14 protein-coding genes are annotated in these 13,865 nt (G+C 70.4%); 11 read left to right on the forward strand and 3 right to left on the reverse strand.

The genetic code is table 11. From position 1 onward, the window contains the following. Positions 1-63: 63 nt before the first annotated feature. Positions 64-702, forward strand: a complete 639-nt coding sequence (locus CP976_RS31170) for a DUF4190 domain-containing protein (RefSeq protein WP_150483299.1) — start codon at positions 64-66, stop codon at positions 700-702. A gap of 68 nt (positions 703-770) precedes the next feature. Next, on the forward strand, positions 771-1,235 hold the full coding sequence (locus CP976_RS31175) for a DUF4190 domain-containing protein (protein WP_150483300.1): 465 nt from the start codon (positions 771-773) through the stop codon (positions 1,233-1,235). Between the two features lie 53 nt (positions 1,236-1,288). On the opposite strand, the gene CP976_RS31180 is transcribed toward CP976_RS31175, so the two are convergent. After that, positions 1,289-1,858, reverse strand: coding sequence for an NADAR family protein (locus CP976_RS31180; protein ID WP_150483301.1), 570 nt, complete (start codon positions 1,856-1,858; stop codon positions 1,289-1,291). A 200-nt stretch (positions 1,859-2,058) separates the two neighbouring features. Here CP976_RS31180 and CP976_RS31185 point away from each other — a divergent pair, with 200 nt between their 5' ends. The 7 genes from CP976_RS31185 to CP976_RS31215 all read left to right on the forward strand — a co-directional run bounded on the left by CP976_RS31185 (position 2,059) and on the right by CP976_RS31215 (position 9,825). Beyond that, on the forward strand, positions 2,059-3,594 hold the full coding sequence (locus tag CP976_RS31185) for a gamma-aminobutyraldehyde dehydrogenase (protein ID WP_150483302.1): 1,536 nt from the start codon (positions 2,059-2,061) through the stop codon (positions 3,592-3,594). Between the two features lie 57 nt (positions 3,595-3,651). Beyond that, the gene (locus CP976_RS31190; protein WP_150483303.1) at positions 3,652-4,899 is read left to right on the forward strand and encodes a polyamine ABC transporter substrate-binding protein; all 1,248 of its coding nucleotides are present in this window, start codon (positions 3,652-3,654) and stop codon (positions 4,897-4,899) included. A gap of 6 nt (positions 4,900-4,905) precedes the next feature. Further along, positions 4,906-6,051 (forward strand): ABC transporter ATP-binding protein, encoded by a 1,146-nt coding sequence (locus CP976_RS31195; protein ID WP_150483304.1) that lies wholly within the window; start codon positions 4,906-4,908, stop codon positions 6,049-6,051. Continuing rightward, positions 6,051-6,980 (forward strand): ABC transporter permease, encoded by a 930-nt coding sequence (locus tag CP976_RS31200; protein ID WP_150483305.1) that lies wholly within the window; start codon positions 6,051-6,053, stop codon positions 6,978-6,980. The genes CP976_RS31195 and CP976_RS31200 overlap by 1 nt, the downstream gene beginning before the upstream one ends. Continuing rightward, complete coding sequence (locus tag CP976_RS31205; protein ID WP_150483306.1) at positions 6,981-7,781, forward strand: ABC transporter permease; 801 nt, start codon at positions 6,981-6,983, stop codon at positions 7,779-7,781. It abuts the gene before it with no gap. An 18-nt stretch (positions 7,782-7,799) separates the two neighbouring features. Next, the gene (locus CP976_RS31210) at positions 7,800-9,227 is read left to right on the forward strand and encodes an NAD(P)/FAD-dependent oxidoreductase (RefSeq protein WP_150483307.1); all 1,428 of its coding nucleotides are present in this window, start codon (positions 7,800-7,802) and stop codon (positions 9,225-9,227) included. A 142-nt stretch (positions 9,228-9,369) separates the two neighbouring features. Continuing rightward, positions 9,370-9,825: a hypothetical protein gene (locus CP976_RS31215; protein ID WP_150483308.1), complete on the forward strand. Its 456-nt coding sequence runs from the start codon at positions 9,370-9,372 to the stop codon at positions 9,823-9,825. A 3-nt stretch (positions 9,826-9,828) separates the two neighbouring features. Here the strand turns inward: CP976_RS31215 and CP976_RS31220 are convergent, their stop codons facing one another. Continuing rightward, positions 9,829-10,497 (reverse strand): phosphatase PAP2 family protein, encoded by a 669-nt coding sequence (locus CP976_RS31220; RefSeq protein ID WP_150483309.1) that lies wholly within the window; start codon positions 10,495-10,497, stop codon positions 9,829-9,831. A gap of 63 nt (positions 10,498-10,560) precedes the next feature. Here CP976_RS31220 and CP976_RS31225 point away from each other — a divergent pair, with 63 nt between their 5' ends. Further along, positions 10,561-12,330, forward strand: coding sequence for an acyltransferase (locus tag CP976_RS31225; protein WP_150483310.1), 1,770 nt, complete (start codon positions 10,561-10,563; stop codon positions 12,328-12,330). A gap of 6 nt (positions 12,331-12,336) precedes the next feature. Here the strand turns inward: CP976_RS31225 and CP976_RS31230 are convergent, their stop codons facing one another. Further along, complete coding sequence (locus tag CP976_RS31230) at positions 12,337-12,666, reverse strand: winged helix-turn-helix transcriptional regulator (protein WP_150483311.1); 330 nt, start codon at positions 12,664-12,666, stop codon at positions 12,337-12,339. A gap of 129 nt (positions 12,667-12,795) precedes the next feature. On the opposite strand from CP976_RS31230, the gene CP976_RS31235 reads away from it, so the two are divergent. Continuing rightward, positions 12,796-13,689, forward strand: coding sequence for an NAD(P)-dependent oxidoreductase (locus tag CP976_RS31235; RefSeq protein ID WP_150483312.1), 894 nt, complete (start codon positions 12,796-12,798; stop codon positions 13,687-13,689). Positions 13,690-13,865: the final 176 nt, after the last annotated feature.

A 13,865-nucleotide genomic window follows, 5' to 3' on the forward strand; every position in this document is an offset into this window, starting at 1 on the left:
ACTGTGGCCCGCACCGAACGGCCCCGTAGCATGGCGGCACGATCGACCCAGGGGGGATGCACCATGACGGACCCGACGCAGCCCGGCGGAGGCGGCGGCCACGACCCGTGGGCGCCCCCGGAGAACCGGCCGTCACTCGACAAGGACCAGCCCCCCACCGCAGGACCGCCCTCCGTGCACGACCAGGCCACGGTCACCTCGATGCCGAGCGCGGGTTTCACGCCACCCACCGGCACGCCGCAGTTCGACACCTCGGGCACCGGCGCCGTCCCGCCCCCGCCCGCCGCCCCCACCGGCCCGGCGGCAACCGGCGGCTACGGCTACCCCGGCTATCCCCAGACGGGCTACGGCTGGCCCGGCATGCCGCCGGCCCCCCAGAACGGCATGGGCGTCGCCGCCATGGTGCTGGGCATCATCTCCTGCACCCTCTTCTGTCTGTACGGCGTGGTCTCCCTGGTCACCGGCATCCTCGCCGTCGTCTTCGGCATCAAGGGCCGCAAGCGCGCCGAGGCCGGAGTGGCCACCAACCACGGTCAGGCCCAGGCGGGCCTGATCATGGGCATCATCGGGATCATCCTCGGCATCGCGGTGATCGTCCTGATAGCCGTCGGCATCACGGCCGCGATCAACAGCGACGAGCCGTACGACGACCCGTACTACGGCGCGCGCGCCCCGGTCGCCACCGTCCCGTCCCACCACTGAAACAGCCGTACTGCGCGGCGGACTTGGCCACTACGATTCCCTGGTCTGACAACGGAGGGGAGATCGTCATGTCCAACACCAATCCCACGCCCGGTGGGTTCGGTCCGCCGTCCCAGCCCCCGCAGCAGCCGGCCCCCGGCTACGGCTATCCGCAGCAGGGCGGCCCCGGCTACGGCTACCCCCAGGGCGGCCCCGGCTACCCGGCCGCACCGCCGGTGGGCTACCCCCAGGCGCCCGGCTACGCGATGCCCGCGCAGCCGAGCAACGGCATGGGAACCACGGGGCTGGTGCTGGGCATCATCGGCGTGGTGTGCAGCGTGACCTTCATCCTGTGGTTCTTCGGCGTGATCCTCGGCATCCTGGCGATCATCTTCGGAGCCATCGGCCGGGGCAAGGCCACCCGGGGCGAGGCCACCAACAAGGGCGCGGCGACCGCCGGACTGGTCTGCGGCATCATCGCCACCGTGATCCTGCCGCTGCTGGGCTTCCTGCTCTTCGCCAGCATCATGGGCGGGCTCGGCGCGGCTGCCTGAAGCTGCTGCCGCACGGGGGCCGGTCCCATGGGCCGGCCCCCGACGCATGCCACCTACGTCTCGCGCAGCCGCTCCCGCGCCTCCATCAGCGCGAAGCCCAGCAGGTTCGGCCCCCGCCACCGCTCCGGATCCATCGCCGCCTCGTCGTCCGCGGCCAGCCCGATGCCCCACACCCGGTCCACGGGACTGGCCTCGACCAGCACTCTCCCGCCCGTGCCCAGCAGAAACCCCCGCAGCTCCGGATGCGCGCCGAACTTGTGGACGCTGCCCTCCACGACGATCCGGAACCGCTCCCGCCGCCATATCGCTTCGTCGAACCCGCGCACCAGCCGCCCGGCCTTCTTCGCCTCGGCGGGATGCCCGGCGGCGAGCACGGCACGCTCCGCCGCCGCGTCCTCGAAGAGCCGGGCCTTGCCCGCCATCATCCAGTGCTCGGCCGTCGCGTACTCCACGCCGTCCACCGTGAACGGCGCCGGCCACCACTGGCTCAGGCAGCTCGCCCCGATGCGGCCGTCCGGCCGCGGCCGGTGCCCCCAGAAGTGCAGATACTTGACCCTCGCGCCGGCGCGGACGGCCCTGATCAGGGCGTCCCGGGAGCCGACCGCCCCCGTGATCTCCTCCATGCACGCGAGTCTGGCACGCACCACTGACACAGCGTCCTGCCTTTTCCTGGCGGACTCGACACCTGGTCGACAGATTCCGTCGCGTAACCAAAAATCAACAACGGAATCCCTTGTTGGAGTGACATCCCTCTGTCAGGATCGGCACTCAAATCGAGCCTGAGCCACGCCGGCCCCACCACGGGGACACGGAGGAGAGCGACATGCACAACCCGGGCAACGCAACCCCGGACCGATTCCCGGCCGAGGAGCGCTTCGCGGAGGGCGCGCAGTACATCGCCGGCCGCCTGACCAGGGGCACCTCCGGCCGCACGCACGCGGTCGTCGACCCGGCGTCGGGCGAGGAGGTGCTCCGTTACGAGCTGGCGGGCACGGCCGACGTCGACCGGGCCGTCGCAGCCGCGCGCGAGGCCTTCCCGGGCTGGGCGGGGGCCACGCCGGGCGAGCGTTGCGACGCCCTGCACCGGTTCGCCGCGGTCCTGGCCGACCGCGCCGAGGACTTCGCCCGCGCCGAGTCGCTCCAGTGCGGCAAGCCGCTGAAGCTGAGCCGCGAGTTCGACGTCCCGGGGACGATCGACAACACCGCCTTCTTCGCCGGTGCCGCACGGCTTCTCCAGGGCCAGTCCGCCGGCGAGTACTCCGGGGACCACACGTCGTACATCCGGCGCGAGCCCATCGGTGTAGTCGGTTCCATCGCACCCTGGAACTACCCCCTCCAGATGGCCGCCTGGAAGGTCCTGCCGGCGATCGCGGCAGGCAACACGATCGTCCTGAAGCCCGCCGAGCTCACCCCGCTGACCTCACTGCTCTTCGCCCAGGCGGCCACGGACGCCGGGATCCCGGACGGTGTGATCAACATCGTCACCGGCACCGGCAGGGAGGCCGGTGAGCACCTCGTCGGCCACCCCGACGTGGCCATGACCTCCTTCACCGGCTCCACCGCCGTCGGCAAGCGCGTCGCGGAGATCGCCACCGCCACCGTCAAACGCCTCCACCTGGAGCTCGGCGGCAAGGCGCCCTTCGTGGTCTTCGACGACGCCGACCTGGAGGCCGCCGCCCACGGCGCGGTCGCCGGCGCGCTCATCAACACCGGGCAGGACTGCACGGCCGCCACGCGCGCGTACGTGCAGCGACCGCTGTACGACGCCTTCGTGGAACGGACCGCGGCGCTCATGGAGACCGTCCGGCTCGGCGACCCCTTCGCAGCCGGCACCGACCTCGGACCGCTGATCTCGCACGCGCAGCGGGACCGGGTGGCCGGGTTCGTGGACCGGGCACGGGCCTACGCGCGCGTGGTGACCGGAGGCGAAGCACCCGAGGGCGAGCTCGCCAAGGGCGCCTACTACCGGCCCACCCTCATCGCCGGCGCCGCCCAGGACAGCGAGGTCGTCCAGTCCGAGATCTTCGGCCCGGTCCTGGTCGTGCTGCCCTTCGACAGCGACGACGAGGGCATCGCACTCGCCAACGACACCCCGTACGGGCTCGCCGCCTCCGCCTGGAGCCGGGACGTGTACCGGGCGAACCGGGCCACGCGCGAGATCAAGGCGGGCTGTGTGTGGGTCAACGACCACATCCCGATCATCAGCGAGATGCCGCACGGCGGCTACAAGTCCTCCGGCTGCGGCAAGGACATGTCCGCGTACTCGTTCGAGGAGTACACCCAGATCAAGCACGTCATGTTCGACAACACCGCGGTGGCCGCGAAGGACTGGCACCGCACCGTCTTCGGGGACCGATAGTCGTCTGCAGGCCGCCTGACCAACGGCCGCCCACCCTTTCGAAAGGGCACCACGCGCATGGAGCAGTACGAGCCCGACCGCCTGTCCCCGGCCCAAGTGGCCGCCATGCGGCGCAGTTTCAGGAACGGCAGGGCCGCCCTCACCCGGCGGTCGCTGCTGCGCGCCTCCGCGGGCGGGGCGCTCGCGGCCGGCGGACTCGGGTCGCTGAGCGCCTGCGGCATCCCGGCGGCGGGCCAGTCGCAGGGCGGCGTCCCGGCGGAGGACCGCTCGGCCAAGGAGAAGACCGTGAACTTCTCCAACTGGACCGAGTACATGGACGTCGACGACAGCGGCAAGCACCACCCGACGCTGGAGCAGTTCACGAAACGCACGGGCATCAAGGTCAAGTACACCGAGGACATCAACGACAACAACGAGTTCTTCGGCAAGATCAAGCCGCAGCTCGCCGCGGGCCAGGACACCGGCCGCGACATCATCGTCCTCACCGACTGGCTGGCCGGCCGCCTCATCCGCCTCGGCTGGGTGCAGAAGCTCGACCCCGCCAACCTGCCGCACGCCTACGCCAACCTTTCGGCCCAGTTCCGCAGCCCCGACTGGGACCCGGGCCGCGCCTACTCGTACGTCTGGCAGGGCATCTCGACCGTCATCGCGTACAACAAGAAGGCCCTCGACGGCGTCGAGGTGAAGTCGATATCGGACCTGCTCGACAACCCCAAGCTCAAGGGGCGGGTCGGCTTCCTGTCGGAGATGCGCGACAGCGTCGGCATGACGCTGCTCGACATGGGCAAGGACCCCGCGGACTTCACCGCCGACGACTACGACGCGGCCATCGCCCGGCTCCAGAAGGCCGTCGACAAGGGCCAGATCCGCCGCTTCACCGGCAACGACTACACCTCGGACCTGACCAGCGGCGACTTCGCGGCCTGTGTCGCCTGGGCCGGTGACGTCGTCCAGCTCAAGGCGGACAGCCCCGACATCGACTTCCTCATCCCGGACAGCGGATACATGACGTCGACCGACAACCTGCTCATCCCCAACAAGGCCCGGCACAAGACGAACGCCGAGCGGCTCATCGACTTCTACTACGAGCCGAAGCCGGCCGCCGAACTCGCCGCGTACATCAACTACGTGTGCCCCGTCGACGGTGTGAAGGCCGAGCTCGCGAAGATCGACGAGGACGCGGCGAACAACCCGCTGATCATCCCCGACAAGGCCATGGCCGCCAAGTCGCACGCCTTCCGCTCGCTGAGCTCGAAGGAAGAGACCGAGTTCGAAGAGAAGTTCGCGAAGCTGACGGGGGCGTGACCCAAGATGACGAACAAGACAGACCCCACCGGCGACGTCCGCCTGACGGGCATATCCAAGACCTACGGCGCCTTCACCGCCGTCCATCCGCTCGACCTGACCGTGCCGCAGGGCTCCTTCTTCGCCCTGCTCGGCGCCTCCGGCTGCGGCAAGACCACCACCCTGCGTATGATCGCCGGCCTGGAGGAACCTTCCGCCGGCACGGTCTCGCTGGGCGGCCAGGACGTGACCGCGCTCCCGCCGTACAAGCGGCCCGTGAACACGGTCTTCCAGTCCTACGCACTCTTCCCGCACCTCGACATCTTCGAGAACGTCGCCTTCGGCCTGCGCCGGCGCGGCATCAAGTCCGTGAAGAAGCAGGTCGGGGAGATGCTCGATCTGGTCCAGCTCGGCGAGCAGGCCCGCAAGAAGCCGCACCAGCTCTCCGGCGGCCAGCAGCAGCGCGTCGCCGTGGCCCGCGCGCTGATCAATCACCCCAAGGTGCTCCTGCTCGACGAGCCGCTCGGCGCCCTCGACCTGAAGCTGCGCCGCCAGATGCAGCTGGAGCTCAAGCGCATCCAGACCGAGGTCGGCATCACCTTCATCCATGTCACGCACGACCAGGAGGAGGCCATGACCATGGCCGACACGGTCGCCGTGATGAACGCGGGCCGCGTCGAGCAACTCGGCTCACCGGCCGACCTCTACGAGAACCCGCGCACCACCTTCGTCGCCAACTTCCTCGGCACCTCCAACTTCATCGAGGCCGAGGTCGACTCCAAGAGCGGCGAGGAGATCGTGCTGAAGGCGGGCGGCGGCAAGCTCGTCCTGCCCGAGGCGCGATGTTCGGCCCCTGCGGCCACCGGCGGCAAGGTGCTGGTCGGCGTCCGCCCGGAGAAGATCTCCCTCACCCACGCGGACGACGCCGGCGAGATACCCGACGGCCGCAACCGCATCACCGGCCGGATAGCCGACTCCAGCTTCATCGGCGTCTCGACGCAGTACGTCGTCGACAGCCCGGTCTGCTCCGACTTCGAGGTCTACGCCCAGAACATCGACCGCGACCCGCGGCTCGTGCCGGGCGCCGAGGTCGTCCTGCACTGGAACCCGGCCCACACCTTCGGCCTGGACGCGGACCAGGACGCGGACGCCGGAGTGGAAGAGGCGGCCTGATGTCGACACTCACCGAGGCGCCACCGCCGCTCGCACCACAAGCCCCCGAGCCGAAAGCCCCGAAGCGCAGGGGCCGCTGGACCCCGTACTGGCTGCTGCTGCCCGGCATCCTCTGGCTGCTGGTCTTCTTCGCGCTGCCGATGATCTACCAGGCCTCCACGTCCGTGCAGACGGGCTCCCTGGAGGAGGGCTACAAGGTCACCTGGCACTTCGCCACGTACTGGGACGCGCTGTCCGCGTACTGGCCGCAGTTCGTCCGGTCCGTGCTCTACGCGGGCACCGCGACCATCCTGTGCCTGCTGCTCGGCTACCCGCTCGCGTACCTGATCGCCTTCCGCGCGGGCCGCTGGCGGAACCTGATCATGATCCTGGTGATCGCGCCGTTCTTCACCAGCTTCCTGATCCGCACCCTGGCCTGGAAGACGATCCTCGCGGACGGCGGCCCGCTCGTCGGCGCCCTCGACACGCTGCACGTCCTGGACGTGACCAGCTGGCTCGGCTGGACCGCCGGCGACCGGGTCCTCGCCACGCCGCTCGCGGTGGTCTGCGGCCTGACGTACAACTTCCTGCCGTTCATGATCCTGCCGCTCTACACCTCGCTGGAGCGCATCGACGGCCGGCTCCACGAGGCCGCCGGTGACCTGTACGCCCGCCCCTGGACGACCTTCCGCAAGGTCACCTTCCCGCTGTCGATGCCGGGTGTCGTCTCCGGCACGCTGCTGACCTTCATCCCGGCCACCGGCGACTACGTCAACGCCGATCTGCTCGGCTCCACGGACACCCGCATGGTCGGAAACGTCATCCAGACGCAGTTCCTGAGAGTGCTCGACTATCCGACCGCCGCGGCGCTCTCCTTCATCCTCATGGCGGCCATTCTCCTCATGGTCACCCTCTACATCCGCAGGTCCGGGACGGAGGATCTGGTCTAAATGCCCTTCGTCAACTGGCTGAAAAGAAATCTCGTCGTCATCGCGGGACTGCTGACGCTCGCCTATCTCCTGCTGCCGAACGTCATCGTCACGGTGTTCTCCTTCAACAAACCGAAGGGGCGCTTCAACTACGAGTGGCAGCAGTTCTCCCTGGACGCCTGGAAGGACCCGTGCGGGGTCTCCGATCTGTGCGGCTCGCTGTCGGTCAGCCTCCAGATCGCGTTCTGGGCGACCCTCGGCGCCACGCTCCTCGGCACGCTGATCGCCTTCGCGCTGGTCCGCTACCGCTTCCGCGCACGCGGCGCCGTGAACTCGCTGATCTTCCTGCCGATGGCGATGCCCGAGGTCGTCATGGCCGCCTCGCTGCTCACCCTGTTCCTCAACATGGGCGCCCAGCTGGGCTTCTGGACGATCCTCATCGCGCACATCATGTTCTGCCTGAGTTTCGTGGTCACGGCCGTCAAGGCGCGCGTGATGTCGATGGATCCCAAACTGGAGGAGGCGGCGCGGGACCTGTACGCGGGCCCGTTCCAGACCTTCGTCCGGGTCACCCTGCCGATAGCGGCGCCGGGCATCGCGGCGGGCGCCATGCTCGCCTTCGCCCTCTCCTTCGACGACTTCATCATCACCAATTTCAACGCCGGCTCGACGGTCACCTTCCCCATGTTCGTCTGGGGCTCGGCGCAGCGCGGAACGCCCGTTCAGATCAATGTGATCGGAACGGTCATGTTCATCGTCGCCGTGCTGTTCGTCCTGGCCTCCATGGCCGTCGGTAATCGCCGCAACAGACAAAAGGCATAACCGTAGGGAGTTGAAATCATGGCCCCGAGCGCCATGAATCAGCCGTACCAGTGGATTCGTTCGCTTTCCGACGCCCAGCCGGTCCCGTACTGGCTGGACGACCCCGGCCGGCCCCGCCCCGAACCCGCCCTCACCACCTCCGAGACCTGCGATCTGCTGGTCGTGGGCGGTGGCTACAGCGGACTGTGGACGGCGCTGATCGCCAAGGAACGCGACCCGCTGCGGGACGTGGTGCTGGTGGAGGGACGCGAGGTGGGCTGGGCCGCCTCGGGCCGCAACGGCGGATTCTGCGCCGCCTCCCTCACCCACGGCCTGCCCAACGGCCTCGCCCGCTGGCCGGAGGAGATCCACAAGCTCCAGGAGCTGGGTGCCCGCAACCTCGATGACATCGAGGCGGCGGTCGCCCGGCACTCCATCGACTGCGACTTCGAACGCACCGGCGAGATCGACGTCGCCACCGAGCCGTACCAGGCGGCGGAACTGCGTGACTGGCACGAGGAGACGGCCCGCCGGGGCCTCGCCGAGGACGTCGAGTTCCTGGACACCGAGGCGGTCCGGGAGCAGGTGAACTCACCGACCTTCCAGGCGGGCCTGTGGGACCGCAGGGGCGTGGCGATGCTGCACCCGGCGAAACTGGCCTGGGGTCTGAAGCGGGCGTGCGTGGAGCTGGGAGTCCGCGTCTACGAGCACACCCCCGCGCTGACGCTGAAGCCGTACGGGGCCGGCATGGCCGTACGCACCCCCTACGGCCGGATCCGCGCCCGCCAGGTGGCCCTCGGCACCAACGTCTTCCCGAACCTGGTCAGACGCGTCCGCTCGTACACCGTCCCGGTCTACGACTACGCCCTGATGACCGAGCCGCTCACCCCCGGGCAACTCGTGTCGATCGGCTGGAAGAACCGCCAGGGCCTCGGCGACAGCGCCAACCAGTTCCACTACTTCCGCCTGTCGGCCGACAACCGGATCCTCTGGGGCGGCTACGACGCGGTCTACCCCTACGGCGGCCGCGTCCGCGCCGAGTACGACGACCGCCCGGAGACCTACGCCAAGCTCGCCGGGCACTTCTTCACCTGCTTCCCGCAACTGGAGGGCGTCCGCTTCACCCACGCCTGGGGCGGCGCCATCGACACCTGCTCCCGCTTCTCGGCGTTCTTCGGCACCGCCCACCAGCAGAAGGTCGCCTACGCCGCCGGCTACACGGGCCTGGGCGTCGGCGCGACGCGCTTCGGCGCCGAGGTGATGCTGGACCTGCTGTCCGGCGAGCGCACGGAACGCACGGAACTGCACATGGTCCGCAAGAAGCCCCTGCCCTTCCCGCCGGAACCCTTCGCCTGGACGGGCATCGCCCTCACCAAGTGGTCCCTGGCCCGTGCGGACGCCCAGGGCGGGCGCCGCAACCTGTGGCTGCGCACGATGGACCGGCTGGGGCTGGGCTTCGACAGCTGACCCTGCGAGGTGTGAGACGGTTCACTCCAACGAGGGGCCGAAAGCCGCGTAACGACCGTAAGGAGACCTCCCTCTCCCTCGTGACGTCCTCGGAACGCCCTGCGCGTTCGCGAGATTCACGAGTGAGATGGAGGTCTTCCTGATGACCGGTGCGAAGACGGCGGCCGAGTGGCTCTCATCCGTCGCACCCGATCCCGGGGCCTGCCGCTGGGAGTGGGAGCACAGCCCGCTCGGGGTCGCGCTGCTGCCGGCCGGCAGCGCGTGGGACGTGCTCATCCTGCCCGGCGAACTCGGCTACGCCACGCTCGACGTGCTCAGCCGGGTGCTCGACCAGCCGGGCCCCGTCCTCGTCGACTTCGGCGACGCGCGCATGGGGTTCTTCGTGCCGCCGGGCACCGCCGCCCGCTGGCTCGGCACGGGCATCCGCACGGCGGGCGCAGGCACCTGGATCGTCGTGCCGTACCCGGGCCGTTCCTCACCGGGTGGAGTCCGCTGGCTGGTCCCCCCGGACGGCTCGGGCACCCTCACGGACCCGGCCCTGCTGGAACTGGCGATGCACGAGGCGGCGGCGGGACTGGCCACGCACAACGACGGTTAGGCCCTACCGGGGCCACTCGGGCGGCGCCGGCCGCCTGAGGAGCAGCCACAGCGACGACAGCAGCACCGCGCACAGACACCAGCTCGCCACCACGTCCAGCGGCCAGTGGTAGCCGCGGCGGACCAGTCCGTAGCTCGCGCCGAGTACGAGGACGAGGCAGGCGGTGACCAGGGTGCGGCGGGCGTAGAGCGTGCGGAGCCGGGGGAGCAGGAGCAGGGTCGCGCAGCCGTAGGCGACGGCGGCCGTGGCGGTGTGGCCCGAGGGGTAGTAGCCGGTGGCGGGCGGGACGGCCGGGGTGCCCGGGCGGTCCGTGAGTTCCTTGAGCGGGATGATCAGTGCCGGGACCAGGGCCATGAGGAGGGCCGCGGCGGTGACGGGCAGCCACCAGCGGTCCGTACGGCGGGTTCGCAGGGCGACGTATCCGAGCACGGCGGCGAGGACCGGGACCGCGACCTGGACGTTGCCGAGGTCGGAGAGGAACTCGGAGAGACCGTCCGGGTGAACGAGGCCGCGGCTGACGCGCTCGTCGAGCCGGACGAGCGGGCCGTCCGCGACCACCTGCCAGGTGATCAGGGCGAAGAGGAGCACCGGGAGGCCGAGCAGGAGGGCCGGGAAGCGCGGGTGCCGCGCGGTGGTGGGCTCGTCGAGATCCTGGTTCCCGGAGATCGGCATGGGACCCAGCTTGGCACGGGCACAGATTCCCCTGTCCGCCCGCGCGACCCGGTGGAGGATCACGTGAACCAGCAGGAGAGCGACGACGGCCTCTTCGACCACTGTCCGTGGCTCTACGCGGAGCAGGCATCCCAGCGGCAGCGGGCGGCACAGGAGCGGCGGCGGAAGCGGCTGCTCGGGACAGCGGGGTCGGTACGGCTCGGTGAGGACTGCTTCGTCGCGGAGACGGCCGCGGTGTACCCGGACGTCCTGCACCTGGGCGACCGCTCGTACATCGCGGCCCACGCCTACGTCACCGGTGACATACGCACCGGCGCCGACTGCACGATCAACCCCTTCACCGTGGTGCGCGGCACCGTCACCCTCGGGGACGGGGTGCGCATCGGCGCCCACAGCTCGCTGCTCGCCTTCAACCACGGGACCTCGCCCGACCTGCCGGTCCATCAGCAGCCCGTCACGAGCCGGGGGATCACGGTCGGCGACGACGTGTGGATCGGTTCCCACGTGGTCGTCGTGGACGGCGTCACGATCGGCGACCACTGCGTCGTCGGCGCCGGCGCGGTCGTCACGAAGGACCTGCCCGCGTGGACGGTGGCGGCCGGCAACCCGGCCCGACCGATCCGCGACCGCAGGGAGCCGCGTGGGGCGGCGCAACGCGCGGGGGTGCCGGGCGGAGTGGCGCCTGTTGCGGCATCGGGTGTCGCGGCATCGGGCAGTGAGGCACAGCACCCCGTCCAGGAGCCGTCGGCGCTCGCCGGTGACCTGTCCGCGTTCGCCGCCGCCGCCCGCGCGCAGGCCGCCGACCTGCTCGACCGCTGCCGGCAGCCCGGCACCGGCCGGTACGTCGACCGGCCCGGTGCCGAGCCGACCGTGCGGGCGCACTGCGACGCCGTCGAGATCGCCGGGCTGCTGCTCGGGGAAGCGCCGCCCGATCTGCCCGCCGCCGAGCACGCGGCACGGCTGCGGGCGCTCCAGGACCCCGTCACCGGACTGGTCCCCGAGTACGGCGCGTCCCCGCCGGTCCCCGGTCCGGCCGGGCTGCCGGAGGACGGGGCCTCGGCCTATCACGTGCTGTGCGTGGGCTACGCGCTGGACCTGCTCGGCAGTTCCTTCGCGCACCCGGTCCACACGGTGCGCACCACCACGGCGGACCGACTGGTCCGGCACCTGGCCGACCTGCCCTGGCGCGACCGTGCCTGGCACGCCGGGGCGTGGGTCGACTCCTGGTCCACCGCCGCGCACTGGAACCTGCGCCTCGGCACGGGGGCGGCCGCCCCCGGGGCGCTGGAGGCGCTGTTCGGCTGGCTGCACACTCACGCCGACCCCTGGACGGGCATGTGGGGCTCGCCCACCCCCGAGTCCGGGCGCCTCCAGATGGTCAACGGCTACTACCGGCTCACCCGGGGCTCCTTCGCCCAGTTCGGCCTGCCCGTACCGTACGCGGAGCGCGTGATCGACACCGTCCTCGACCACGCTCGCGACCCCCGCCACTTCGCGCCCGGCCGGGAGAACGCCTGCAACGTCCTGGACGTGATCCACCCCTTGTGGCTCTGCGCCCGGCAGACCGGCCACCGCGCCGAGGAGGCCCGCTCCTGGGCGGCGAACCAGCTCACCGCCGCCCTGGGCCGCTGGCACCCGGGCCGGGGCTTCCCCTTCGGCCCGACCCCCGACGGCACCGGCCCGGGCCGTGAACCCGGGCTCCAGGGCACGGAGATGTGGCTCGCCATCGTCTGGCTGCTCGCGGATCTCGTCGGCCTCGCGGACGCCCTGGGATACCGCCCCCGAGGGATACACCGCCCGGAACCGGCCCGGCCGGCCGAAGGAACGGCATGATTCCGCTCACGGAATGGCTTCGATCCGCTCCAGGTTTTCCTCGCCCCATTCACCGAGGGGCGCCATCGCCGCGTTGAGGGAATGGCCGAAATCGGTCAGCGAGTACTCCACCTTCGGCGGCACCTGATGATGCACTTCGCGGTGGACGAGACCGCTGTGCTCCATCTCGCGGAGCTGAAGAATCAGCATCCTTTCGCTGATGCCGGCCACGGTCCGCCTCAACTCCCCGAAGCGTAAGGGTCCTTCGCCGAGCGAAAACAGAATCAGACCCTTCCACTTTCCGCCCATGACGGCGATGGCGGCGTCCAGTCCACAGGTATACGTGCGTTTCGTCATTCGGCCCTCCCACGAACAAGAATGTCAGTACCCGAGGAAAATGTAGGTACTTGAGGGAATGTACGCGACCACCCAGCATGGATTCCCGTACGGAGAACGCTCCCGTACGGAGAACAAGGGAGAGAAAACATGGCTGGGGACAACCGCACATCGGTCACCGTCGTCGGACTGGGTTCGATGGGCCGGGCACTGGCCGAGGCGTTCGTGGCGGCGGGACATCCGACGACCGTCTGGAACCGCACCCCGGGCCGGGCCGGGCCGCTGGTGGACCAGGGGGCGCTGCACGCCGCGTCCATCGCGGACGCGGTCGCGGCCAGTGGACTGGTCGTCACCTGTCTGACCACCTTCGAGGACACCCGCGCGGCGCTGGAGCCCGCCGCGCGTGCCTTACGGGGACGAACCCTCGTCACCCTGAACAGCGGCTCCCCGGCAGGCGCCCGTGAGACGGCCGCGTGGGCCGGCGCGCACGGCGCCCGTCTGCTCACCGGCGCGGTCAAGAACGTACCGGCGGCGGTGGGTGCACCGGACACGCTGCTCTACTACAGCGGCGACCGGGCCGTCTTCGAGGAGTACGGGGAGACCCTGAGGGTGCTGGGAGGCGACACCGTCCATCTCGGGGAGGAACCCGATCTCGCCGCGCTGTACGAGATGGCGGTGGGCGCGATGCTGCTGCCCGCGCTCGTAGGCTTCTTCCAGGGGGCTGCCGCCGTCCAGGCACGCGGACTGCGAGTGGACTCGATGGTGCGGTTCGCCGGCAAGTGGCTGGACATGATCAAAGCGCTGCTGCCGGTGTACGCCGCGGAGATCGACAGCGGTGACTACAGCGATGCCGCCAGTTCGGTGAACCTCTTCCTCGCGGCCGCGGCCCATGACGACGACCTGGGCGAGGAGACGAACGTGGACACCGCCTGGCTGGCTCCCCTGCACGATCTGGTGCGCCGGGCGGCTGAGGCGGGCCACGGTGAGCACAGCGTCTCGGCGCTGACCGAGGTACTCAGGAAGTCGCCGCACAGCGGGGCATAGAGGGAGGTCGGCCGCCCCGGAACAGGGGGGGGTGGTTCCGGGGCGGCCGTCCGGACCGGAACGTCGCGCGCCCCGGGGGGTTTGGGGCGGGCGACTGTCCGATCGGTGAGGAGATCCAGAGCCTCAGGCTCCGGTTGTGTGCGCGAGGGCACGACCAGGTCGAAGCTGGGGAGGCC

It is taken from the genome of Streptomyces coeruleorubidus, assembly GCF_008705135.1.
Lineage (GTDB): Bacteria > Actinomycetota > Actinomycetes > Streptomycetales > Streptomycetaceae > Streptomyces > Streptomyces coeruleofuscus.